Genomic DNA, 24,089 nt, shown 5'->3' with positions numbered 1-24,089 from the left:
TGCTGGCATGCAGGCCACCGCGTTCACCTACGACCCCGCCACCCGGGCCGGCTCCGTGCTGCTCGACGACGGGACCCCGGTGCCGTTCGACACGGCCGCCTTCGACGCCGGCGGGCTGCGCCTGCTGCGCCCGGGCCAGCGGGTGCGGATCCGCACCGAGGGCGCCGGTGACGCCCGGCGGGTGGTCTTCCTGACGCTGCAGACCTTCCCGGACCCGGCCTCGGACTGACCCCTCGGGCTCACCCCTCGGGCCGACCGGGGCGGCGGCTCCCTCAGGAGCCGCGGAGCCACCGGGAGCCCCGCTCACGGGGGGAAATCCCGGAAAAGCGATAAGCCGTGGCACCACCCTGCCGGGAATTCCCGGAGGAGGGCGGCGCCACGGCTCGCGAAGGCCGTCCGACGGCGACGCGCACCGACTACTTGGCGGTGGTCTTGCGCGCGGTGGTCTTGCGGGTGGCGGTCTTCTTCGCCGGCGCCGTCTTCTTGGCCGTGGCGGTCGCCTTCTTGGCGGTCGCGGTGGTCTTCTTCGCGGCGGCGGTGGTGGTCGCCTTCTTGGCGGCGGCGGCCGTCTTCTTGGTCGCGGTCGCGGTGGTCTTCTTCGCGGCGGCGGTGGTGGTCGCCTTCTTGACGGCGGCCGTCTTCTTGGTGGCGGCCGTCTTGGTGGCGGCGGCCTTGGTCGCGGTCGCCTTGGTGGCGGTCGCCTTGGTGGCCGTCTTCTTGGCAGCGGCCTTCTTCGCCGGGGTGGCGGCAGCGGCGGCGGCAGCGGCCGTGGCGGCGCGCTTGGTGGCGGCACGCTTGGCGGCCGGGGTGGCGGCGACACCGCTCTTGCCCGGGGTGAGGGAGCCCTTGGGCGCCTTCTTCACCGAGGGGCCTTCCTTCGGCAGCTTCTTGGCGCCGCTGACCAGGTCCTTGAAGCCCTGGCCCGGGCGGAAGCGCGGCACGGAGGTCTTCTTGACCTTGACCTTCTCGCCGGTCTGCGGGTTGCGGGCGAAGCGCGCGGAGCGCTCCACCTTCTCAAAGGTGCCGAAACCGGTGACCGAAACACGGTCGCCGGCCACGACGGCGCGCACCATGGTGTCGAGCACTGCGTCGACGGCCTCTGCGGCAGCCTTGCGACCGCCCAGCTGCTCGGCCACCGCTTCGACAAGCTGAGCCTTGTTCACGTCTTCCCCTTCAGAAACGGGCGCCGGATGATTCCATCCGTTCATTTCGCACGTTAGGTATGTATCTGCGGACTTTCAATTACCAAACGCGCGAATCACCCTAGTGTCGCAATGGATTTGCGCGTCGGCGACCTCAGACGACGGGCGGGCGCCCCTCGTCGAGGTCCTGCACAAAGCGACTCAACCGCCGCGCCGCCCCCGGAAGATCGCGCTTGGCGGTCTCGGTGACGATGAGCAGTTGACGGGTGAGAGCGGTCTTTGCATCGGCAGACACGTTCAGCGCATGCACGCGGTCGTGAGCTTGCTTCAACCGCTCGGCCACAAGCGCGAAGAGCGCTGCGACTTCCGGGTCGTCCGGCCCCTCAGCAGCTGAGGTGGCAGCGTCCGGCCGATCGTCAATTCGGCGTTCGGATCCCCGGCCCATGGACTCCGGTGACGCGGGTTCGCCACCCGCGTACGGAGGTTCATGGTGCCGGTGCATGCACTGATTGTGCCATCTACGCGCAGTTGTGCATGCGCGGGCCCCTCCGCCGCAAAACCGAATCGTCAATCCGGGCCCCGCGGACGGGCACAACTTCCGCCCCGGAACGGCGGATGGCCCGCCCCCCCGAGGGGGGAGGCGGGCCATCCGGCGGATCGTCAGAATGCTTGTTCAGAACGGGCGGTCAGGCCACCGGGAGGGTGCGTGGCTTGAACGCGGGACGGCTCGCCTCGAAGGCCGCGATGTCGGCCTCGTTCCGCAGCGTGATGCTGATGTCGTCCAGGCCGTTGAGCAGCCGCCAACGGAGGTTGTCGTCCAGTTCGAACGGCGCGGTGATGCCCTCGGCCCGCACCTCGCGGGCCTCCAGGTCGACGGTGACGGGGGCGGTCGGGTCCGCCTCGGTCAGCTCCCAGAGCCGCTCCACGGTCTCCTGCGGGAGGACCACGGTGAGCAGGCCGTTCTTCAGCGAGTTGCCGCGGAAGATGTCGGCGAAGCGGGAGGAGATCACGGCGTGGAAACCGTAGTTCTGCAGGGCCCAGACGGCGTGCTCGCGGGAGGAGCCGGTGCCGAACTCGGGGCCGGCCACCAGGACCGTGGCACCCTGCCGCTCGGGCCGGTTGAGGATGAACGACTCGTCCCGGCGCCAGGCCTCGAACAGGCCGTCCTCGAAACCGGAACGGGTGACCTTCTTCAGCCAATGGGCGGGGATGATCTGGTCCGTGTCGACGTTGCTGCGGCGCAGCGGCACGGCCCGCCCGGTGTGGGTGGTGAACTTCTCCATGCTGCTCAGACCTCCACGGCGGCGGCGGCCACCAGATCGGCGGGGGCCGCCAGGCGGCCCAGGACGGCGGTCGCGGCGGCGACCTGGGGCGAGACCAGGTGGGTGCGGCCGCCCTTGCCCTGGCGGCCCTCGAAGTTGCGGTTCGAGGTCGAGGCGCAGCGCTCGCCGGGGGCGAGCTGGTCCGGGTTCATCCCCAGGCACATCGAGCAACCCGCGTGCCGCCATTCGGCGCCGGCCGCGGTGAACACCTTGTCCAGGCCCTCCTCGACGGCCTGGAGGGCGACCCGGACGGAGCCGGGGACGACCAGCATCCGCACGCCGTCGGCGATCCGGCGGCCGCGCAGCAGGTCGGCGGCGGCGCGCAGGTCCTCGATCCGGCCGTTGGTGCAGGAGCCGACGAAGACCGCGTCGACCGCGACCTCGCGCAGCGGGGTGCCGGCCTCCAGCCCCATGTAGGCGAGGGCGTTCTCGGCGGCGATCCGCTCCTGCGGGTCGGCGAAGGAGGCCGGGTCCGGCACCGAGGCGCCCAGCGGGGCGCCCTGGCCGGGGTTGGTGCCCCAGGTGACGAAGGGGGTCAGCTCGGCGGCGTCGATGAAGATCTCGTGGTCGAAGACCGCGTCCTCGTCGGTGCCCAGGGTCCGCCAGTACTCGACGGCGGCGTCCCAGTCCTCGCCCTGCGGGGCGTGCGGGCGGCCCTTCAGGTAGGCGAAGGTGGTCTCGTCCGGGGCGATCATGCCGGCCCGGGCGCCCGCCTCGATGGACATGTTGCAGATGGTCATCCGGGCCTCCATGGAGAGGCCGCGGATCGCCGAACCCCGGTACTCCAGGACGTAGCCCTGGCCGCCGCCGGTGCCGATCCGGGTGATGATCGCCAGGATGAGGTCCTTGGCGGTGACGCCCTCGGGCAGTTCGCCCTCGACGGTGATCGCCATGGTCCGGAACGGGGCCAGCGGCAGCGTCTGGGTGGCGAGCACGTGCTCGACCTGGCTGGTGCCGATGCCGAACGCCAGCGCGCCGAAAGCGCCGTGGGTGGAGGTGTGGGAATCGCCACAGACCACGGTCGTACCGGGCTGGGTGAGGCCCAGCTGGGGGCCGACGACGTGCACGACGCCCTGCTCGATGTCGCCGAGGGAGTGGATCCGGACGCCGAACTCGGCCGCGTTCTTGCGCAGGGTCTCCAGCTGGACCCTGGAGACCGGGTCGGCGATCGGCTTGTCGATGTCCAGGGTCGGGGTGTTGTGGTCCTCGGTGGCGATCGTGAGATCGGTGCGGCGGACCGTGCGCCCGGCCAGCCGGAGGCCGTCGAAGGCCTGCGGGCTGGTCACCTCGTGGAGCAGGTGCAGGTCGATGAAGAGCAGGTCGGGCTCGCCCTCCGCGCGCCGCACGACGTGGTCGTCCCAGACCTTCTCTGCGAGTGTCCGTCCCATCGGATTCCCTCCAGCCGGCCGCGTTGCCGGCCTTCTCGTGTCGTCGAGGTCAAAGCTGTCGCGGCCCGGTGGTGCGGCACGCGACGAGCGACCTGCACACCGGATCGGTGTCCACGATGCGGACACCTCGGCGGGGTCGCATCCTGGATGTCTCCCGGGCTGCTGCATCCAGAGTGGCGCTTTTCGCAGAAGATTGAACTTGCGTCTCGCGGAATGAGACTGCAGTCTTAGCGCATGGACAACTCTAGCGGCGTCGGCGTGCTCGACAAGGCCGCTCTGGTGCTGAGCGCACTGGAGTCGGGCCCCGCCACGTTGGCGGGGCTGGTCGCCGCCACCGGTCTGGCGCGCCCCACGGCCCACAGACTCGCCGTCGCACTCGAACACCACCGTCTGGTCACCAGGGACATGCAGGGCCGGTTCATCCTCGGCCCGCGCCTGTCCGAACTCTCCGCCGCGGCGGGCGAGGACCGGCTGCTCGCCACCGCGGGCCCGGTCCTGACCCATCTGCGCGACGTCACCGGCGAGAGCGCACAGCTCTACCGCCGGCAGGGCGAGATGCGGATCTGCGTCGCGGCCGCCGAGCGGCTCTCCGGTCTGCGGGACACCGTCCCGGTCGGCAGCACCCTGCCGATGAAGGCCGGCTCGGCCGCCCAGGTCCTGCTGGCCTGGGAGGAGCCCGAGCGGCTGCACCGGGGCCTCCAGGGCGCCCGGTTCACCGCCACCGCGCTGAGCGGGGTCCGGCGGCGCGGCTGGGCCCAGTCGATCGGCGAGCGGGAGCCGGGCGTCGCCTCCGTCTCCGCGCCGGTCCGGGGCCCCTCCAACCGCGTCGTGGCCGCCGTCTCGGTCTCCGGGCCGATCGAGCGCCTGACCCGCCACCCCGGGCGGCTGCACGCCCAGGCCATCATCGAGGCCGCCAACCGCCTCACCGAGGCCCTGCGCCGCAGCTGACCCGCCCGTCCCCCACCCACCCCCACGCCTTCCCCGGATTCCCCCGCACTCCCCACTCCCCCACTCCCCCGCCGAAGAACCGTGAAGGGCCCCGCTCGCTGTCGAGCGGGGCCCTTCGGGCGGGGCTCCCGAGGGATTCCCGGTGGATTCCCGGCGGGCCGGGAAATCAAAAAAGACCCCGGGAACCGGGGCCTTTCTTTTCTGGCTGGGGTACCAGGACTCGAACCTAGACTAAATGAACCAGAATCACTCGTGCTGCCAATTACACCATACCCCAACACAAAGCAATCAGCCGATGAGCAACCCCATCGGCTTCCTGCTTCAGTACCCCCGACCGGATTCGAACCGGCGCTACTGCCGTGAGAGGGCAGCGTGCTAGGCCGCTACACAACGGGGGCATCCTGGCGATTCCTTGCGGAATCAGTACCCCCGACCGGATTCGAACCGGCGCTACTGCCGTGAGAGGGCAGCGTGCTAGGCCGCTACACAACGGGGGCTTTCCAGGCGGTCCCTTGCGGGACCAGTACCCCCGACCGGATTCGAACCGGCGCTACTGCCGTGAGAGGGCAGCGTGCTAGGCCGCTACACAACGGGGGCTTGTCTTCACTTGTCGCGGTGTGGACCGCGGGTACTGCGCTGGGGTACCAGGACTCGAACCTAGACTAAATGAACCAGAATCACTCGTGCTGCCAATTACACCATACCCCACCAGAGTTGAACCCCTGTCGGGGATCCTCTCGGGCTTGCGCCTCCCGCTCGGCTCCGGCGGGGGCTTTGACTCCCTCGTCGTTGCCCTCCCGGGCGGCGCAGAAAGAACATTACCCGACGTCCGCCCCGGCTCCAAAATCGATAACCCCAGGCAGCGGGAAGGGGGCCGTCCGGTGACCTCCGGGGGCGCCGCGGGCCCGGCACCGAGGCCGGGCCCGCGGGGGCGCCGCCGGTGTCCGGCGGCCGGTCGGAGCGCTGCCGCGGTCGGGCCGCAGCTCCTCGCCAGGACGGGCCCTAGCCGCGCTTGACCACCTTGTTGGCGAGGGTGCCGATGCCCTCGACGGTGACCGCGACCTCGTCGCCGACCTGGATCGGACCCACGCCGGCGGGGGTGCCGGTGAGGACGACGTCGCCGGGCAGCAGCGTCATGGCCTCGGAGATGTGGACGATCAGCTCGGCGACCGAGCGGACCATCAGGGAGGTGCGGCCGGTCTGCCGGAGCTCGCCGTTCACCGTGCAGGTGACGGCGAGGTCGGACGGGTCGAGGTCGGTCTCGATCCAGGGGCCGAGCGGGCAGGCGGTGTCGAAGCCCTTGGCGCGGGCCCACTGGCCCTCGCGCTGCTGGACGTCGCGGGCGGTGACGTCGTTGGCGCAGGTGTAGCCGAGGATCACCTCGGGGACCCGCTCCAGCGGCACCTCGCGGCACATCCGGCCGATCACCACGGCCAGTTCCGCCTCGTGCTGGACGTCCGAGGAGAACGGCGGGTAGGCGATGTTCTCGGTCGGGCCGATCACCGAGGTGGAGGGCTTGAAGAAGGTGAGCGGGACGTCCGGGACGGCGTTGCCCAGTTCGGCGGCGTGCGCGGCGTAGTTGCGGCCGACCGCGACGATCTTGTTGGGCAGGATCGGGCTCAGCAGCCGGACGTCCTGGAAGCGGTAGCTCTCACCGGTCGGCCGGGGCTGGCCGAACGGATGGCCCGCCAGCCCGTGGACCACCAGCGACTCGGGCCGCGCCGGGTCCCCCTCGACCACACCGAAGGAGACGCTGCCGGCGGCAGGACTCCCTTCCCGGACGGAAAACCTGGCAATGCGCACGGCTCGGGCACCCCTCGCGTCGTCGGCCGCCCGGGGCGCGCCCGGGCGCTGGTGGAGGCCGGTCCCGCCATCGGTCCCGGCCCCGCTCAATCGCCGCCCAGGCTATCGCGCGGGCCCCGGACCGGCCCCTCCACCGGCCCGGGTGTCCGGAGGCCGGCGCGGGCGCCCGGGTACGCGAAGGGCCCCGCCACCGGGGTGGCGGGGCCCTTCGGGGCGTATGCGGAACGCTTCAGTCCTGCGGGACGTTCACCACCGGAGCGACCATCAGCCGGGTACGGCGCGGGTTGGCGGTGGAGGTCGGCAGGTCGGTCGGGTAGGTCACGGCCTCCGGCCGGCGGGCGCCGGGGATCTGGCCGAAGTCCTCGACCGAGGCCAGCGTCGTCCGGCGCGGGTTCGCGGTGGAGTTGGCGGACAGCGTGGACTCGGCGGCCTTCTTCGCCTGGGACATCTCGTCAGCACCTCAAGGTCGTGGCCGGGCGACCGACCGCGATCGGCCCCGGCCTGAGTGATTCGGGAGGATTCTGGGCAGGCTGATTCGGGGCCGTGCTCCGGATACCGCAAGGTTACGGATCTCTTTCCACAGGCACCGTGACCAAAGCTACACATTCATCTGTGATTTTCGTCACAAATCACGGAACATAATGCCTATATCCGACATGTCGCTGCATCAGTTTTTACCGGCATATCGGATATATCGGTCATACCCGAAGCGCCGCGCATCAGGTTGATCTCGCCGCTGCTTGGCATGTATCTGACGAGTGTCCGAAAAAGGCGGTATTCAGGTCCGGTTGCCGTACAGACCGTGAGATTCCGCGCGCGGTGGGTAGTGCCGTCCGATGTGCCCCGCTCGCCCTTGTTGGGATTCCCCGGCTGTGCTGGAATGCCACGGACCGTGGGTAGGGAGTACTCCACCCCGGTGCCCGCTCTCCCGGACCGGCCGGGGTGCGGATGGAAACTCCACACCGTCCAGGCTGCGGCGACGCGGCGGGACGCCCGGTCCAGAGGTTGCGACGCCAGTGCAGGGACGTTTCAAAAGGGGTAGCGGCGGCGCGGGTGACCCTGAGTCGCGTGAGCCGGTGGCAGCCCCCCAGCCGGCGGCGGCCCCCGGCGGTCCGGCCGAACCGACGCCCGACGTGATCGGACGACCCGAGGACGAGGGTGCCGAGCGGAAGTCGACCCGGGGCAAGCTCCGCTCCTCGCTGACCCGCCGCCGGGCCAAGGGCATGAGCCGGCTCGCCATGCGCAACTGGCGCATCCGCAGCAAGCTGATCGCGCTGCTCGCGCTGCCGGTCATGGTCGCGCTGGTCCTCGGTGGCCTGCGCATCCAGACCTCGCTCGAAACGTCGCAGCAGCTGGCCCAGATGGCCAACCTCTCCGACCTGGCCAAGAAGGCGACCGACCTCGCCAACGCCCTGCAGAACGAGCGGGACGTCAGCGCGGGGCCGATGACCAACAAGCCCAACGCGCCGCTGGACGACGACATCGTCGCCGCCCGCAAGGTCACCGACGACCTCAGCCGCACCTTCACCGCGTCCGCGGACAAGTTCGAGAACCTCGAACTCTCCGGCGGAAAGGCCCTGCTCTTCCAGATCCGCAAGGACCTGAACTCGGTCTCCGACGCGCGTGGCAACCCGTACCAGAACAACCAGAACATCCAGGCGACGATCACCGCCTACGACGTGATCATCCGCGACCTGCTGTCGATCACCCAGGACATCGCGCTCGCGTCCAACAACCGCGAGCTGGTCCGCGCGACCCGTGCCCTGCAGCAGTTCTCGCTCGCCAAGAACTCCACCTCGCAGCAGCGCGCGCTGATCAGCGCCGCGCTCGCCAACCCGGGCGGCCCGGACCTCAGCCTGAGCGACGAGTCCTTCGGCATCCGGTTGAAGTCGTCCTACGACAACGCGCTGACCGGCTTCAACAACATCTACACCTCGCACGACCTGGACAACCTGCGCGGCCAGCTGAGCTACAACTCGGTCGTCGCCGCGGCCGACCGCTACGCCCGGTCGATCCTGCAGCAGAGCGGTATCCACCAGAGCGAGGTCGTCAGCTACAAGGACTGGTACGAGCAGTCCACCGCCAAGATCGCCGCCGAGCGCCGGATCGAGTCCAAGCTCATCGAGGACCTCGACGGAAAGGCCCAGGAGCTCCAGTCCCAGGCCGACACCGAGGCCCTGATCATCGGTGCCGCCGTCGCGCTGGTGCTGCTCGTCGCCCTCGGTGGCGCCGGTCTGATCGCCCGCTCGATGGTGCGCTCGCTGACCCGCCTCCAGGCCGCGGCCGAGGACGTCGCCGAGCGGCGACTGCCCGAGCTGGTCAAGACGCTCTCCGAGACCGACCCGCACGACGTCGACGTCGCCGTCGAACCGGTCGGCGTCGACTCGGCGGACGAGATCGGCCACGTGGCCCACGCCTTCGACATGGTGCACAGCGAGGCCGTCCGCCTCGCCGCCGAGCAGGCCCTCCTCCGCGGCAACATCAACGCGATGTTCACCAACCTCTCGCGCCGCAGCCAGGGCCTCATCCAGCGCCAGCTGTCGCTCATCTCCGAGCTGGAGAGCCGCGAGGCGGACCCGGACCAGCTGGCCAACCTCTTCAAGCTGGACCACCTCGCGACCCGTATGCGCCGCAACGGCGAAAACCTCCTCGTCCTCGCCGGTGAGGACCCGGGCCGCCGCTGGACCCGCCCCGTCCCGCTGGTCGACGTGCTCCGCGCCGCCGCCTCCGAGGTGGAGCAGTACGAGCGCATCGAACTCGCCGCCGTGCCGTCGGCCGAGGTCGCCGGCCGCGTCGTCAACGACCTCGTCCACCTGCTCGCCGAGCTGCTGGAGAACGCCACCTCGTTCTCCAGCCCGCAGACCCGCGTCCGGGTCACCGGCCACGCCCTGCCGGACGGCCGGGTGCTGGTCGAGATCCACGACACCGGTATCGGTCTGAGCCCGGACGACCTCGCCGACATCAACGAGCGCCTCGCCAACCCGCCGACGGTGGACGTCTCCGTCTCCCGCCGCATGGGCCTCTTCGTGGTCGGCCGCCTGTCCCTGCGACACGGCATCCGCATCCAGCTGCGTCCCAGCGACTCCGGTGGCACCACCGCGCTGGTCATGCTCCCGGTGGACGTCACCAACTCCGCCGACCGTCGCGGCGCCGGTCGCCCCGGCGGCGGCCAGCAGCAGCCCAAGCAGCAGCGCGGGGCCGCCCCGACGCCGCGCCAACAGCGCCAGATGCCGGCCGGCCAGGGCGGCCGCGGCGGCGACCGGGCCGCGCTCGGCCAGGCTCCGGCGGGCGGTGCCCCGCAGGGCCGGCCGCAGCTCGGCCAGGGCGGCCCCGGCCCGTCCGGCGGCCAGGGTGCCCCGGGCGCCCCCGCCGGCGGTCTGCCGACCCGCCAGATCGGCCAGTCGCTGCGGGAGAACCCGCCGCAGGCCGGTCGTCCGGGTACGCCGAACCAGCAGGGCCCCAACCAGCAGGCGTCGAACCAGCAGGGCGGCCTCCCGCAGCGCTCCCCGGGCCGACAGGCCCCGCCGCAGCAGGGTGGCCCGAACCAGCAGGGCGGCCTCCCGCAGCGCTCCCCGGGCCGGCAGGGCCCGCCGCAGCAGGGTGCCCCCGGTGGCCTGCCCCGACGCGACCGGCAGCCCGGCGGCCCCCAGGGTCCGCAGCAGAACGGCCCCCAGCAGAACGGCCCCCAGCAGGGCGGCCCGCAGCAGAGCGGTCCGGGGGCACGCCGCCCCGGCCAGGAGCGTCCGCAGGGCGCCGGCGCCCCCGCCGCCCGCGGCGGCGATCAGCCGCAGCACGGCTGGGCCGACCAGTCGGGCCGCCCCGGCGCGCCGGCACCGCAGGGTGCCCGCCCGGGCGAGCGTCCGCAGGACGGACTGCCGCAGCGCCAGCGCCCCGGCCAGGGCCGTCCCGGTCCGCAGGGCCGGCCGCCGCAGGGCCCCCAGGGCCCGCAGCAGGGTCAGGGCGGCCGTCCGCAGCAGGGTCAGGGCGGCCGTCCGCAGCAGCCCGTCCAGGGCAACCGTCCGCAGCCGGGCCAGCAGCAGCCGCTGCCGCAGGCCCCGCAGCCCCAGCCGCTGCCGGCGGCCGACGCCTCCTCGATGGAGAGCACCCAGCAGCTCGCCCGGCCCCGGTTCGAGGCCAGTGACATCGACCCGCGCGACCCGCTGGGCCTCGGCCTGGTGGAGCCGGTGCTGCCGACCGTGCCGAACCCGGCCCGTCCGGAGCGGAACGTCCAGCAGCCGCAGGCCCCGCAGCAGCAGGCCCCGCAGCCGCCCGTGCGGCAGGAGCCGATAGCGCTGCCGTCCGGCCCGTCCGAGGGCGGGGCGCCGGCCGAGCAGGGCTGGTACCGCGAGGAGGGCCGTCCGGGCGAGCAGGCCTACCAGCCGCGCCGTCCCGGCACCACGGCCCCGGGCTTCCCGGCGCAGGACGGTCAGCGACAGGCCCCGCAGGGCCGGCCGCAGCGACCGCAGGGCCCGCAGCAGCAGGCACCGCAGCGGCAGCCGCAGGCCCAGGCCCCGCAGCAGCAGCCCCAGCGACAGGCACCGCAGCAGCAGGCACCGCAGGCCCAGGCTCCGCAGTCGCGGCCCGAGCAGCAGGCCCCCCAGCGGGAGGCCCAGCAGCAGGCGCCCGGCCAGCAGCTGCCCGACGAGGCCCCGTGGCGCCCGTCCGCCAACGACGAGCGCTGGCGCCGGGCCGAGCAGGTCCGCGAGCCCTCGACCAGCGGGGTCACCATGTCGGGTCTCCCCCGGCGCACCCCGCAGGCCAACCTGGTCTCCGGGACCGCCGAGTCGTCCCCGATGACGGGTCCGCAGGTGTCCCGCGCGCCCGAGGAGGTCCGCGGCCGCCTGACCAACCTGCGCCGCGGCATCCAGCAGGGCCGCCGGGCCGGTGCCGAGCAGGCCGCGGGCCAGCCTCCGGCCAACCCGGCCGGTTCCCACCATGGTGCCCAGCAGCCCGGATTCGATAGCTTCGGGGGCCGGAACGACGGCAACGCCGCAGATCATCAGGAGCGTTGAGTTGAATCAGATGAGCCAGGCCGCACAGAACCTGAACTGGCTGATCACCAATTTCGTGGACAACACCCCCGGGGTGTCGCACACGGTGGTGGTCTCCGCGGACGGCCTCCTGCTGTGCATGTCGGAGGGTTTCCCCCGCGACCGCGCGGACCAGCTCGCCGCCGTCGCCTCCGGCCTCACCTCCCTCACCACCGGCGCCAGCCGGATCTTCGAGGGCGGCGAGGTCAACCAGACCGTGGTCGAGATGGAACGGGGCTTCCTCTTCCTGATGGCCGTCAGCGACGGCTCCGCCCTCGCCGTCCTGGCCGCCCCCGACTCCGACATCGGCCTGGTCGGCTACGAGATGGCCCTCCTCGTCGACCGCGCCGGCGCGGTCCTCACCCCCGCACTCCGCGCAGAACTCCAGGGCAGTCTCCTGCACTGAGTCGCCCTGAGCGGTACTTCCACCGTCCCACCTCCCCGCCGGGTCCGACCCGACCGGACCCGGCGTCCCGCCCTCAGCTACCCTCAGGCAGCTGATTTCGCCTCAGCTGGCATCGCCCCAGCTGGAACCGGCTGCCCCAGGCTGCAGCACAAGGAGGACCCATGACCCCGCCTTCGAATCCCGCCGGCTCGTACGGCAACGGGTACGGCAGCGGCTACGGCGGGCAGCAGTCCGACGGCTACGAGCAGCAGCCGCTGGTCCGCCCGTACGCGATGACCGGTGGCCGCACCCGGCCGCGCTACCAGCTCGCGATCGAGGCCCTGATCTCGACCACCGGCTCCGCCGAGCGGACCGGTGGCCTGCTGCCCGAGCACGCCCGGATCGTCAACCTCTGCCGAGAGGTCAAGTCCATCGCGGAGATCTCCGCGCTCGCCGGTGTCCCGCTCGGTGTCGCCCGGATCCTCGTGGCCGACCTGGCCGAGGCCGGTCTCGTCGCCATCCACCAGCCCGCCGCCGCGGGCGAGTCGGGCGGAACGCCCGACGTCACGCTGCTCGAAAGGGTCCTCAGTGGACTTCGCAAGCTCTAACGCGGCCGCCCCCACCCGCGCCACCACCTCCGCGAAGATCGTCGTCGCAGGCGGCTTCGGCGTCGGCAAGACCACGCTCGTCGGCGCCGTCTCCGAGATCAACCCCCTGCGCACCGAAGCCGTCATGACCAGCGCCTCCGCCGGCATCGACGACCTCAGCCACGTCTCCGGCAAGACGACCACCACCGTCGCCATGGACTTCGGCCGCATCACCCTCGACGAGGACCTCATCCTCTACCTGTTCGGCACCCCCGGACAGGACCGCTTCTGGTTCATGTGGGACGACCTCGTCCGCGGAGCCATCGGCGCCGTCGTCCTCGTCGACACCCGCCGCCTCGCCGACTGCTTCCCCGCCCTCGACTACTTCGAGAACAGCGGACTCCCCTTCGTCGTCGCCCTCAACGGCTTCGACGGACACCAGCCCCACACCGCCGACGAAGTCCGCGAAGCCCTCCAGCTCAGCACCGAGACCCCCGTCGTCACCCTCGACGCCCGACGCCGCGACAGCGCCAAGAGCGCCCTCATCACCCTCGTCGAACACGCCCTCCTCGCCCGGCTCCGCTGAGCGGAGTCCCAGGTCGGCGGCCCCGGCACCCCGTCGCACCGACGGGGTGCCGGGGCGCGTTCGCTTGCGGAGAGGTGTCGTCCGGGCGCCGCGCGCAAGACCCTCGCATAAGCAGCGGATAACAGTTCGGTAGGCATTTCGTGATCAACAATGACTGTTTGTAGCGAATCAGCGTCGCTCAGCGCCAGAAGACCACAGTTTTGCTCCAAGTTGTCGGCGAATGTCCTAAATTGCACCGCACACAGCGCCCACCAGCAGCTGTTTGTCCCCCATCCCTGCACGTGCTGAAATTCCAGCTACCCCTGGATCCCGTACGGCTGTCGTTCCGCTCCCCGGAACGCGCGGCCACCGGGGGTAGCGCTGGATTGATCCATGGCCGCCCTAGCGGCCGAGAGGTAGTTGTCGAGTGAGGCGTAAGCAGCAGGTCGCCCCGCAGCGGCGCTCCGAGCCCCGCCAGAGCGAGCCGAACGGCACGGCCCCGGGCGGGTTCTCGGCGTTCACCCCGACCGAGGAGCGGCCCCAGGCCGCCCCGTCACCGCAGCCGCCCGGCACCGGGAAGGACCGCCCCACGGGCGCCCCGGTCCTCGGGTCGGGCAGTGGCCAGGGCACGGACGGCACCGAACCGAAGAGCAGCCGGTACGACTTCGTGCGCCCGCGCAACTGGCGCGTGCCGGCCCGTCTGATCGCGATTCTGCTGATCCCGGTCATCATCGCCCTGGTCTTCGGCGGCCTCCGCGTCAACACCTCGATCGACGGCTTCGTCAAGGCCGACCGCGCCCAGCGCACCGCGGCCCTCGCCAAGGCCGCCACCGAGCTCTCCGAGGCACTGGAGAGCGAGCGCGACAAGACGCTCATACCCCTGATCACCAAGCAGGACCCGAACAACGACGTCACCAAGGCGCGCTCGACCACCGACGCCGCCCTCAAGGCGTACAACGCGGCCTACGAGGCGAGCGACAAGTCCGGCGAGCTCCCCCGGCGCCACGACGCGTTCCAGCAGATGGTCGTCTTCCTGCCCCAGCTGCGCGCCACCGCCTACAGCGACACGCTGTTCGCCTCCGCGACCGTCAGCGCCTACTCGGTGATGTTCGCCCCGCTGCTCGCCTACGACAACTCGGTCGGCCTCGGCTCCAGCAACCTCACCAGCAAGGGCCGCTCGATCTACGCGATGTCGCTGGCCAAGGCCTCCGCCTCGACCCAGCGCGCCCTGATGCTGCAGCTCCTGGTCGGCATCGCCGCCCAGAAGACCACGCGCTACGAGAACGTCGACCTCATCCAGCAGCTGCTGGTCGCCCAGCGCCTGGAGCAGACCGCGCTCTCCGAGTTCAACACCGGCAGCGCCCCCGAGGACGCCAAGAAGTACGCCGACGCCCAGGTCGCCCAGGCCAACGCCGACCAGCGGACCGCGTACCGGATGCCCAACGGCAGCGCCCCGACCATGGGCGGTCTGCTCAACATCGGTGCCGCCTACACCCAGGCCGCCGCCAACGGGCAGTCGCAGGGCCGCGAGGCCGCCGACCGCGCGTACAAGGAGGCCAAGGAGTCCGGCCTGACGCCGGAGAACTGGAACCAGGCCGCCAACACCCACATCTCCAGCCTCCGCGCGACCGAGGTCGTGCTGCTGGACGACGTGCTCGACGATGCCGCCAACCTGCGCGACAACGCGCGCTTCGACGCCATCCTCAACTCGCTGATCGTCATCGTCGCGCTGATCCTCGCCGGTGTGCTCACCGGCTACGTGGCCCGCTCGATGATCCTCGGCATGCGCACCCTGCGCAGCGCCGCGCTCGACATCGCCGACCATCGCCTTCCCGACCTGGTCGAGAAGCTCTCCAAGACCGACCCGGAGCGGGTGGACACCAACGTCACCCCGATCCCGCTGTACGGCAAGGACGAGATCGGCGAGGTCGCCCGGGCCTTCGACCAGGTCCACCGGCAGGCGGTCGCACTCGCCGCCGAGCAGGCCCTGCTGCGAGGCAACGTCAACGCGATCTTCACCAACCTGTCGCGCCGCAGCCAGAGCCTCATCCAGCGCCAGCTGGCGCTGATCACGGACCTGGAGAACAACGAGGCCGACCCGGACCAGCTGGAGAACCTCTTCAAGCTGGACCACCTCGCGACCCGAATGCGCCGCAACGGTGAGAACCTGCTCGTCCTCGCGGGCGAGGAGGCCGGCCGCCGCTGGAACACCCCGGTCCCGCTGGTCGACGTGCTGCGCGCCGCCGCCTCCGAGGTGGAGCAGTACGAGCGCGTCGAGCTCGCCGGCATCCCCGAGGCCGAGGTCGTCGGCGCCGCCGTGACCGACCTCGTCCACCTGCTCGCCGAGCTGCTGGAGAACGCCACCACCTTCTCCAGCCCGCAGACCCGGGTGCTGGTCAACGCGACCCGCCTGCCGGACGGCCGGGTACTGGTCGAGATCCACGACAAGGGCATCGGCCTCACCGCCGAGGACTTCGCGGAGATCAACGAGAAGCTGGCCGAGCCGCCCACGGTGGACGCCACGATCTCGCGCCGCATGGGCCTGTTCGTGGTCGGCCGGCTGTCCCAGCGGCACGACGTCCGCGTCCAGCTCCGCCCCTCCGGCGAGTCCGCGGGCACCACCTCGCTGGTCATGCTGCCGCCGTTCCTGACCCAGATGGCCGCGGCGCCGGAGCCCGAGGAGCAGTTCACCGTCTCCCGGATCTTCGCCGAGCAGGAGCCGGCCGCCGAGTGGGCCCCCGACCGGGGCCAGGCCCGCAGCGCCGCCGAACTCGGCTTCGACGACCACCTCACCGGCCACAACGGCACCGGTTCCAGCGGCTTCAGCCCGGCCCTGGAGGCCGTCCAGCGCTCGCAGCGCCTGGACCAGGTCCGCCGCGCCGCGCTGGAGTCCGGCCCGGAGGGCGACCGGCCGGTGCTGGACGCCGAGGTCGAGGACGAGTACCCGGCGTACGGCCGTCGCAACGACGAGGACTACGGCCAGGACGCGCAGTACCCGCAGCAGGGCTACGAGCAGTCCGGCTACGCCGACGACCAGTACGGCTACCAGCAGGACGAGTACGGCCAGGACGCCGGCCACCAGCAGGACGGGTACGGCCAGCAGGACGGCTACCAGCAGGACGGTTACGGCCAGCAGGACGGGTACGGCCAGTACCCGCAGCAGGGCTACGACCAGTACGGCCGGCAGGACGAGTACGGCCAGGGCGGCTACGCCGGGGAGACCTACGGCGACCGGGCCGAGGAGGCCCCCGCGGGCCACCCGTACGCCCCGGAGCAGCCGGCCCTCCCGGCCGCGGCCGACAACGGCTCGGCCACCCTGCCGTCCGGGCTGCCGCAGCGCCGCCCCGGCCAGCAGCTGGCCGGCGGCGGGTTCCCGTCCGGCCCGCAGGAGAGCGGCGAGACCCCCAACTGGTTCGCCGGTGCCAAGGACACCTCGGCCGCCCCGGCCGAGCCCCGCGGCAGCCACGACGTGTCCGCCCTCGGCGGCTACGGGCCCACCGGCCCGACCGCGGCCGGCGGCCAGAGCTGGCAGTCGCCCAACGACGGCGACTGGCAGCGGGCGGAGAAGCTCCGCGAGCCCTCCTCCGGCGGCACCACCCAGGCCGGCCTGCCCCGGCGGGTGCCCAAGCAGAACCTGGTGCCGGGCAACGCCCAGCCCACCCCGCAGGACGGTCCGCAGGTGTCCCGCGCGCCCGAGGAGGTCCGCGGCCGTCTCACCAACCTGCGCCGCGGCGTCGAGCAGGGCCGCAGCGCCGGCAGTACCGGAAGCTTCCGGATCGACCCCGATCAGGTAGACCCGTCCGGCAACGGACAGCAGAATCGCAGCACCGATCTCTTCGGCGGCTCGAACCACCAGGAGCGTTGAGTTGAGTCAGATGAGCCAGGCCGCACAGAACCTGAACTGGCTGATCACCAATTTCGTGGACAACACCCCTGGGGTGTCGCACACGGTGGTGGTCTCCGCGGACGGCCTCCTGCTGTGCATGTCGGAGGGTTTCCCTCGCGACCGCGCAGACCAGCTCGCCGCCGTCGCCTCCGGCCTCACCTCCCTCACCACCGGCGCCAGCCGGATCTTCGAGGGCGGCGAGGTCAACCAGACCGTGGTCGAGATGGAACGGGGCTTCCTCTTCCTGATGGCCGTCAGCGACGGCTCCGCCCTCGCCGTCCTGGCCGCCCCCGACTCCGACATCGGCCTGGTCGGCTACGAGATGGCCCTCCTCGTCGACCGCGCCGGCGCGGTCCTCACCCCCGCGCTCCGCGCAGAACTCCAGGGCAGTCTCCTGCACTGACGGTTCGTCGGATACCGTCCAGGTATTCGAAGCACCTCCACGTCCGTCCCGGGCCCGCTTCGGCAGGCTCGGGTTCGGACGTTGTACGGCCTTCGCACCACTGGCTCAGGACTCGTGCCCGAGCTCGCACCGCACCGCCGCACCTTGTGAGGAGAGGAACCGTGACACCGCCCGACGACCGCAGCGGCCAGTACGGCGTTCCGTACCCTGGCACGGGCCACGACGCCTTCGGAACACCCGGCGTCGGCGGCCACGGTCAGCAGTACGGCCAGCCGCTCCCCGGCCAGCAGCAGCAGAGCCGGCACGACGACCGGCAGCAAGGCCCGTCCTACGGCCGGCCGACGTACGGCCAGCCGTACCAGCCGGGGCAGTACGACCAGTACGGTCGGCCCCAGCCCTCGTACGACGCCCCTCCGGCCGGCTATCCGGGCGGGGAGGGCGGGCAGCAGCCCGGTCACCTCCGCGGTCGCGGACCTGCTGCCGGGCAGCCGGCCGGGCAGCAGCCCGGCGGACCGTCCCGGTCCGGGTACGACGACTACGAGGACGAGCCGGACAGCGGCCCGCTGATCCGCCCGTTCGCGATGACCGGCGGACGGACCCGGCCCCGGTACGAGCTCGCCCTGGAGGCGCTCGTCTCCGCCGACGTGGATCCGCAGCGACTCTCCACCCTGCTGCCGGAGCACCAGCGGATCTGCACCCTGTGCACCGAGGTGAAGTCCGTGGCCGAGGTCTCGGCGCTGCTCTCCCTTCCCCTGGGAGTGGCGCGGATCCTCGTGGCCGACCTGGCCGAGGCCGGCCTGGTCGCCATCCACCAGCCCGCTTCCGGCGGCGAAACCGGAAACCAGCCCGACGTCACGCTGCTCGAAAGGGTCCTCAGTGGACTTCGCAAGCTCTAACGCGGCCGCCCCCACCCGCGCCACCACCTCCGCGAAGATCGTCGTCGCAGGCGGCTTCGGCGTCGGCAAGACCACGCTCGTCGGCGCCGTCTCCGAGATCAACCCCCTGCGCACCGAAGCCGTCATGACCAGCGCCTCCGCCGGCATCGACGACCTCAGCCACGTCTCCGGCAAGACGACCACCACCGTCGCCATGGACTTCGGCCGCATCACCCTCGACGAGGACCTCATCCTCTACCTGTTCGGCACCCCCGGACAGGACCGCTTCTGGTTCATGTGGGACGACCTCGTCCGCGGAGCCATCGGCGCCGTCGTCCTCGTCGACACCCGCCGCCTCGCCGACTGCTTCCCCGCCCTCGACTACTTCGAGAACAGCGGACTCCCCTTCGTCGTCGCCCTCAACGGCTTCGACGGACACCAGCCCCACACCGCCGACGAAGTCCGCGAAGCCCTCCAGCTCAGCACCGAGACCCCCGTCGTCACCCTCGACGCCCGACGCCGCGACAGCGCCAAGAGCGCCCTCATCACCCTCGTCGAACACGCCCTCCTCGCCCGGCTGCGGTGACCCGGGAGCACCGTTCCACGACGCACGGCCGAACGGCGCGGCCCGCGGACCCTCCGGTCCCCGGGCCGCGCCGTCGTGTCACCGCGGCGGGCTGACCGCCCCTCAGCCCTGGGGCGCGTCCGGCTCCAGTCCGGCCCGCAGCAGGCCGTAGGTGTAGGCGTCCTCCAGGCCCAGCCAGGAGGCGGCCACCACGTTGTCGGCCACCCCGACCGTGGACCAGCTCGCGGTGCCGTCGGTGGTCTCGATCAGCACCCGGGTCTTGGAGCCGGTGCCGTGCTGGCCCTCCAGGATGCGGACCTTGTAGTCCACCAGCTCCAGCTTGGCCAGCTGCGGGTAGATCCGCTCCAGCGCGGTGCGCAGCGCCTTGTCCAGCGCGTCGACCGGGCCGTTGCCCTCGCCGGTGGCGAGCATCCGCTCGCCCTTGGCCCACAGCTTGACCGTCGCCTCGTTGCCCGCGCTGCCGCCCGGGCCCTGCTCGCTGATGGTGCGCCAGGACTCCAGGGCGAAGTAGCGCTCGCGGCGGCCGCGCACCTCGTCGCGCAGCAGCAGCTCGAAGGAGGCGTCGGCGGACTCGTAGGTGTAGCCGAGGCTCTCCTGCTCCTTGACCCTGGCCACCACCCGGCCCGCCAGGTCCCGGTCGGTGGAGAGGTCGTAGCCGAGCTCCTTGCCCTTGAGCTCCACCGAGGCGCGGCCGGCCATGTCGGAGACCAGCATCCGCATGGTGTTGCCGACCGTCTCCGGGTCGATGTGCTGGTAGAGGTCCGGATCGACCTTGATCGCCGAGGCGTGCAGTCCGGCCTTGTGGGCGAAGGCCGAGAAGCCGACGTAGGGCTGGTGGGTGGAGGGGGCGAGGTTGACCAGCTCGGCGATCGCGTGCGAGATCCGGGTCATCTCGGCGAGGCTGCCGGGCGGCAGCACCCGGCGGTCGCACTTGAGCTCCAGCGCGCCGACCACCGGGAAGAGGTTGGCGTTGCCGACCCGCTCGCCGTAGCCGTTGGCGGTGCACTGGACGTGGGTGGCGCCGGCCTCGACCGCGGCCAGGGTGTTGGCGACGGCGCAGCCGGTGTCGTCCTGGGCGTGGATGCCGAGCCGGGCGCCGGTCGCGGCGAGGACGTCGGCGACGGTGTCGCGCACGCCGGAGGGCAGCATCCCGCCGTTGGTGTCGCAGAGCACCACCACCTCGGCGCCGGCCTCGTGGGCGGTGCGGACCACGGCCAGCGCGTAGTCCCGGTTCGCCAGGTAGCCGTCGAAGAAGTGCTCGCAGTCGATGAAGACCCGGCGGCCCTGCGCCCGCAGGTGGGCGACGCTGTCGCGGACCATCTCCAGGTTCTCGTCCAGGGTGGTGCGCAGCGCCAGTTCGACGTGCCGGTCGTGGGCCTTGGCGACCAGCGTGATCACCGGGGCGCCGGAGTTGACCAGGGCGGCGAGCTGCGGGTCGTCCGCGGCGCTGCCGCCGGCCCGCCGGGTGGCGCCGAAGGCGACCAGCCGGGCGTGCCGGAGGTCCAGTTCCTCGGCGGCGCGGGCGAAGAACTCGGTGTCCCGCGGGTTGGCTCCGGGCCAGCCGCCCTCGATGAAGCCGACGCCGAACTCGTCCAGGTGCCGGGCGATGGCCAGCTTGTCGGCCACCGTGAGGTTGATCCCCTCACGCTGGGCGCCGTCGCGCAGGGTGGTGTCGAAGACGTGGAAGGCGTCGTCGGGGAGGTTGCTCGCCTGGGTCATGACCCTGGGTCTCCGTTCCGGGAGGTCGGTTTACTGCTCTGCCGGTTCTGATTCCCGGCTCCACTGTCCAGCATCCCGCGCGCGCCCGGTGTCCCTCGGCCCCTTGTGGGGGCTCCGGCCGGTCCGGGGGAAACAAAAAGACCCCTCGCGGGTGCGAGAGGTCTGCGCGCGGGTCTGGACGCTGGTGGTCGCTGCTCCGCATCGGGTGGTGCGGGAGCGGTCACTGCGGACCGGCGCGCCTGCTGCTAATAATCAGCGAAAGCGAGGACACGTCGGCAGTCTGGCACATCGTCCGCGCCCCGGCCCGCCCGTCTCGGTATCCGGAACGGGCGGGCCTGGACGGGCGGGTGGCGGTCGGCCGCGGCGGACCGGCCGGGCGGGTGCCTGCGGCGGCCCGCCCGGCGCGGCGGGATCAGACGATCCGGTGCAGCCAGCGGTGGGTGTCGGGGGCCTGGCCGCCCTGGATCGCGAGCAGCGAGCGGCGCAGCTCCATGGTGACCGGGCCGGGCTCGCCGGCGCCGACGGTCCAGTCGCCGCCGCGGGACTTCACCGAACCGACCGGGGTGATCACGGCGGCGGTGCCGCAGGCGAAGACCTCGGTCAGGGTGCCGTCGGCGTTGCCCTGCTTCCACTCCTCGGTGGAGATCTTCCGCTCCTCGACCGCGTAGCCGAGGTCGGTGGCGAGCTGCAGCAGCGAGTCGCGGGTGATGCCGGGCAGCAGGGCGCCGGACAGCTCGGGGGTGACGATCCGGGCGTCCTTGCCCTCGCCGAGGACGAAGTAGAGGTTCATGCCGCCCATCTCCTCGATCCACCGGTGCTCGGCGGCGTCGAGCCAGACGACCTGGTCGCAGCCCTTGGCGGCGGCCTCGGCCTGGGCGACCAGGGAGGCGGCGTAGTTGCCGGCGCACTTGGCGGCACCGGTGCCGCCCGGGGCCGCGCGGACGTAGTCCTCGGAGAGCCAGACCGAGACCGGCTTGACGCCGCCCGGGAAGTAGGCGCCGGCCGGGGAGGCGATGATCATGAAGAGGTAGGAGTTCGCGGGCCGGACACCCAGACCGACCTCGGTGGCGAACATGAACGGCCGCAGGTAGAGGCTCTGCTCGGGCTCGTTCGGGACCCAGGCCTGCTCCTGCTGGACCAGCAGCTCGACGGCCTCGACGAAGGCCTCGACCGGCAGCTCCGGCATCGCCAGCCGGCGGGCGGAGGCCTGGAAGCGCGCGGCGTTGGCCTCCGGGCGGAAGGTCGCGATCGAGCCGTCGGCCTGGCGGTAGGCCTTGAGGCCCTCGAAGATCGCCTGGCCGTAGTGCAGGGTCATGTTGGCCGGGTCCATCTCGATCGGCGCGTAGGGCGCCAGCTGGGCGTCGTGCCAGCCCACGCCCTCGGTCCAGCGGATGGTGACCATGTGGTCGGTGAACACGCGCCCGAAGCCCGGGTTGGCCAGCCGGGCCTCGCGCTCCGCCTGGGGCAGCGGGTGCGCGGAGGGCTTGAGGTCGAACGTGATGGGCGCCTGGGTGGGCGTGCTCATGGCTGTGTGTCCTTCACCGTGGGGTTGGTCCGGGCCGCCTCCGCCGGTGTTCGTCCCGGACTCTCGCTCCGGTACGGACGCACGACGGCACGGCCCACTGTCGATACTCGCATCCAGAGGGCCGTGCCGAACAGTCGCGGGCTCCTTGGAGAACCGCAAGCTGCCGTTATGGGGTCCGGCCCTCGGGCCGGAACACCGTTTGTCGGGTCCCGGCCTCCTAGGCGGATACTCGGGCGGCGAGCGCGTCGCCGACCTGGGACGTGGTACGGGTGCCGGTCCGCTCGGTGAGGTCCGCGGCGACCGCGGCCTCGATCCGGGCGGCCTCGGCGGCGTACCCGAGGTGGTCGAGGAGCATGGCGACCGACAGCACGGTGGCGGTCGGGTCGGCCTTGCCCTGCCCGGCGATGTCCGGCGCCGAGCCGTGCACGGGCTCGAACATCGACGGGAAGGCACCGCTCGGGTTGATGTTGCCGCTGGCGGCCAGGCCGATCCCGCCGGTGACGGCGGCGGCCAGGTCGGTCAGGATGTCGCCGAACAGGTTGTCGGTCACGATGACGTCGAACCGCTCGGGCTGGGTGACGAAGAAGATGGTCGCCGCGTCCACGTGCAGGTAGTCGGTGGTGACCTCGGGGAACTCGGTGCCGACCTGCTCGAAGATCCGGGTCCACAGGTGGCCGGCGTGCACCAGCACGTTGTTCTTGTGCACCAGGGTGAGCTTCTTGCGCGGACGCGCCTGCGCCCGGCGGTAGGCGTCGCGCACCACGCGCTCGATGCCGAAGGCGGTGTTGAGGCTGACCTCGGTGGCCACCTCCTGCTCGGTACCGGTGCGCAGGGAGCCGCCGTTGCCGACGTACGGGCCCTCGGTGCCCTCGCGGACGACCACGAAGTCGATCTCCGGCTCGCCGGCCAGCGGCGACTTCACACCCGGGAAGAGCCGGCCCGGCCGGAGGTTGATGTGGTGGTCGAAGGCGAACCGCAGCTTCAGCAGCAGCCCCCGCTCCAGCACTCCGGACGGCACGCTCGGGTCGCCGATGGCGCCGAGCAGGATCGCGTCGTGGGCCTTGAGCTCCGCGAGCACGCTCTCCGGGAGAGTCTCACCGGTGCGGTGGTAACGCCGGGCGCCGAGGTCGAACTCGGTGCTCTCCAGCTTCACATCGGCGGGAAGTGCCGCCTCCAGCACCTTGAGGCCCTCGGCCACCACTTCCTGGCCGATACCGTCACCGGGGACGACTGCGAGACGAATCGTGCGAGACATGCTCGGAGGCTACTCCGGCATCCCAGAGCCTGACATCCGACGTCCACCATCCGGACAGGAGCCTTGATGGAACGTGCTCAGGTGAGATCGATGTCGACCGGGAAGGGCCGGTCGACCTTCAGTTGCTTGTGGTGGATCCCCGTCAGCCCGTAGAGCCGGGTGGCCGGGTCGATCTCGTAGGTGTGGACGATCGCCTGCCCGAGTTCGTCCTTCTCCACCCGCCAGAAGTGCGCGATACCGGCAGCCGCGTACTTGCGCGGCTTGACCTCGCGGTCACGGTCCCGGGACTCCTCGGAGACGATCTCCACAGCGAGCAGGACGTCCTGTGCATCGCAGTAGGTGCCGTCGGGGCCGGTGTCCGCCTGCTCGTTCACGACCGTGAGGTCCGGCTCGGGGCGATTGCGTGCGTCGAGCCGGATCGTCATTTCCCGCCACGCCTGCCAACCCTCCGGGACCGCCGACTCCAGGGCCCGCTCGAACCTACGGAGCATGCGCATGTGGAACAGGGTCTGCGGACTCACGAAGATCAGGCTCCCGTCGAGCAGCTCGGTGTGCGGCGGGAGATCCGGCAGCCGGTCGAGGTCCTCGGCGGTGTACCCCTCGGTCGGGGGAATGATCCAATCAGGGTACGGCGCGACGCTCATGGTTCCTCCCATGCGGGCATCCTCGT

General features: G+C 71.7%; 20 protein-coding genes and 5 tRNA genes. 10 read left to right on the top strand and 15 right to left on the bottom strand.

The window, feature by feature from the left end; all coding sequences use genetic code 11:
- The first annotated feature begins 7 nt into the window (after positions 1–7).
- Positions 8–229: a hypothetical protein gene (locus tag ACW14Y_RS26630; protein ID WP_266271602.1), complete on the top strand. Its 222-nt coding sequence runs from the start codon at positions 8–10 to the stop codon at positions 227–229.
- Between the two features lie 187 nt (positions 230–416).
- Here the strand turns inward: ACW14Y_RS26630 and ACW14Y_RS26625 are convergent, their stop codons facing one another.
- The 4 genes from ACW14Y_RS26625 to leuC form a co-directional block, all read right to left on the bottom strand.
- Positions 417–1,163, bottom strand: a complete 747-nt coding sequence (locus ACW14Y_RS26625; RefSeq protein ID WP_380299292.1) for an HU family DNA-binding protein — start codon at positions 1,161–1,163, stop codon at positions 417–419.
- Between the two features lie 133 nt (positions 1,164–1,296).
- Positions 1,297–1,563, bottom strand: a complete 267-nt coding sequence (locus ACW14Y_RS26620) for an SCO5555 family protein (protein WP_455583953.1) — start codon at positions 1,561–1,563, stop codon at positions 1,297–1,299.
- A 265-nt stretch (positions 1,564–1,828) separates the two neighbouring features.
- A complete protein-coding gene (gene leuD, locus ACW14Y_RS26615) occupies positions 1,829–2,425 on the bottom strand; it encodes a 3-isopropylmalate dehydratase small subunit (protein WP_380299294.1) in 597 nt (198 codons plus the stop codon).
- Positions 2,426–2,430: 5 nt separating this feature from the next.
- Positions 2,431–3,852, bottom strand: coding sequence for a 3-isopropylmalate dehydratase large subunit (gene leuC / locus ACW14Y_RS26610; protein WP_380299296.1), 1,422 nt, complete (start codon positions 3,850–3,852; stop codon positions 2,431–2,433).
- A gap of 234 nt (positions 3,853–4,086) precedes the next feature.
- On the opposite strand from leuC, the gene ACW14Y_RS26605 reads away from it, so the two are divergent.
- Complete coding sequence (locus tag ACW14Y_RS26605) at positions 4,087–4,800, top strand: IclR family transcriptional regulator (RefSeq protein WP_030306825.1); 714 nt, start codon at positions 4,087–4,089, stop codon at positions 4,798–4,800.
- A 202-nt stretch (positions 4,801–5,002) separates the two neighbouring features.
- On the opposite strand, the gene ACW14Y_RS26600 is transcribed toward ACW14Y_RS26605, so the two are convergent.
- The 7 genes from ACW14Y_RS26600 to ACW14Y_RS26570 all read right to left on the bottom strand — a co-directional run bounded on the left by ACW14Y_RS26600 (position 5,003) and on the right by ACW14Y_RS26570 (position 7,051).
- Positions 5,003–5,077, bottom strand: a tRNA-Gln gene (locus ACW14Y_RS26600).
- A gap of 48 nt (positions 5,078–5,125) precedes the next feature.
- Positions 5,126–5,198 (bottom strand) — tRNA-Glu (locus ACW14Y_RS26595).
- A gap of 26 nt (positions 5,199–5,224) precedes the next feature.
- Positions 5,225–5,297: transfer RNA gene (locus ACW14Y_RS26590), tRNA-Glu, on the bottom strand.
- 27 nt (positions 5,298–5,324) lie between these two features.
- A tRNA-Glu gene (locus ACW14Y_RS26585) sits at positions 5,325–5,397 on the bottom strand.
- A gap of 39 nt (positions 5,398–5,436) precedes the next feature.
- Positions 5,437–5,508 (bottom strand) — tRNA-Gln (locus ACW14Y_RS26580).
- A 294-nt stretch (positions 5,509–5,802) separates the two neighbouring features.
- Entirely contained in the window at positions 5,803–6,603 is an 801-nt protein-coding gene (locus tag ACW14Y_RS26575) for a fumarylacetoacetate hydrolase family protein (RefSeq protein WP_360019107.1), read from the bottom strand.
- 229 nt (positions 6,604–6,832) lie between these two features.
- On the bottom strand, positions 6,833–7,051 hold the full coding sequence (locus tag ACW14Y_RS26570; RefSeq protein WP_380299298.1) for a hypothetical protein: 219 nt from the start codon (positions 7,049–7,051) through the stop codon (positions 6,833–6,835).
- Between the two features lie 628 nt (positions 7,052–7,679).
- Between ACW14Y_RS26570 and ACW14Y_RS26565 the strand changes: the two genes are divergently transcribed.
- From ACW14Y_RS26565 to ACW14Y_RS26530, 8 genes are all read left to right on the top strand, one after another.
- Positions 7,680–11,615: a sensor histidine kinase gene (locus ACW14Y_RS26565; protein ID WP_456983649.1), complete on the top strand. Its 3,936-nt coding sequence runs from the start codon at positions 7,680–7,682 to the stop codon at positions 11,613–11,615.
- A 10-nt stretch (positions 11,616–11,625) separates the two neighbouring features.
- Positions 11,626–12,039 (top strand): roadblock/LC7 domain-containing protein, encoded by a 414-nt coding sequence (locus tag ACW14Y_RS26560; RefSeq protein WP_043468791.1) that lies wholly within the window; start codon positions 11,626–11,628, stop codon positions 12,037–12,039.
- 161 nt (positions 12,040–12,200) lie between these two features.
- Positions 12,201–12,626 carry a DUF742 domain-containing protein gene (locus ACW14Y_RS26555; RefSeq protein ID WP_030396694.1) on the top strand — a complete coding sequence of 142 codons (426 nt, stop codon included), beginning with the start codon at positions 12,201–12,203 and terminating at the stop codon, positions 12,624–12,626.
- Positions 12,607–13,191: a GTP-binding protein gene (locus tag ACW14Y_RS26550; protein ID WP_266271593.1), complete on the top strand. Its 585-nt coding sequence runs from the start codon at positions 12,607–12,609 to the stop codon at positions 13,189–13,191. The genes ACW14Y_RS26555 and ACW14Y_RS26550 overlap by 20 nt, the downstream gene beginning before the upstream one ends.
- A gap of 406 nt (positions 13,192–13,597) precedes the next feature.
- Positions 13,598–17,035, top strand: a complete 3,438-nt coding sequence (locus ACW14Y_RS26545; RefSeq protein WP_380395205.1) for a nitrate- and nitrite sensing domain-containing protein — start codon at positions 13,598–13,600, stop codon at positions 17,033–17,035.
- A 10-nt stretch (positions 17,036–17,045) separates the two neighbouring features.
- Entirely contained in the window at positions 17,046–17,459 is a 414-nt protein-coding gene (locus ACW14Y_RS26540) for a roadblock/LC7 domain-containing protein (RefSeq protein WP_043468791.1), read from the top strand.
- 161 nt (positions 17,460–17,620) lie between these two features.
- On the top strand, positions 17,621–18,355 hold the full coding sequence (locus ACW14Y_RS26535) for a DUF742 domain-containing protein (protein ID WP_380299301.1): 735 nt from the start codon (positions 17,621–17,623) through the stop codon (positions 18,353–18,355).
- A complete protein-coding gene (locus ACW14Y_RS26530) occupies positions 18,336–18,920 on the top strand; it encodes a GTP-binding protein (protein ID WP_266271593.1) in 585 nt (194 codons plus the stop codon). Before ACW14Y_RS26535 ends, ACW14Y_RS26530 begins: the two co-directional genes overlap by 20 nt.
- A 102-nt stretch (positions 18,921–19,022) precedes the next feature.
- On the opposite strand, the gene cimA is transcribed toward ACW14Y_RS26530, so the two are convergent.
- The 4 genes from cimA to ACW14Y_RS26510 form a co-directional block, all read right to left on the bottom strand.
- Positions 19,023–20,639 (bottom strand): citramalate synthase, encoded by a 1,617-nt coding sequence (cimA, locus tag ACW14Y_RS26525; protein ID WP_456983648.1) that lies wholly within the window; start codon positions 20,637–20,639, stop codon positions 19,023–19,025.
- 412 nt (positions 20,640–21,051) lie between these two features.
- A complete protein-coding gene (locus ACW14Y_RS26520; RefSeq protein WP_456983647.1) occupies positions 21,052–22,164 on the bottom strand; it encodes a branched-chain amino acid aminotransferase in 1,113 nt (370 codons plus the stop codon).
- A 217-nt stretch (positions 22,165–22,381) separates the two neighbouring features.
- A complete protein-coding gene (locus ACW14Y_RS26515; RefSeq protein ID WP_030392693.1) occupies positions 22,382–23,419 on the bottom strand; it encodes a 3-isopropylmalate dehydrogenase in 1,038 nt (345 codons plus the stop codon).
- Between the two features lie 77 nt (positions 23,420–23,496).
- A complete protein-coding gene (locus ACW14Y_RS26510; protein WP_380299303.1) occupies positions 23,497–24,075 on the bottom strand; it encodes a Uma2 family endonuclease in 579 nt (192 codons plus the stop codon).
- Between the last annotated feature and the right edge of the window lie 14 nt (positions 24,076–24,089).

This window comes from Kitasatospora sp. cg17-2 (assembly GCF_054031055.1).
Note: the sequence above shows the minus strand (reverse complement) of the source record. Positions and strands in the feature narration are given on the sequence as shown.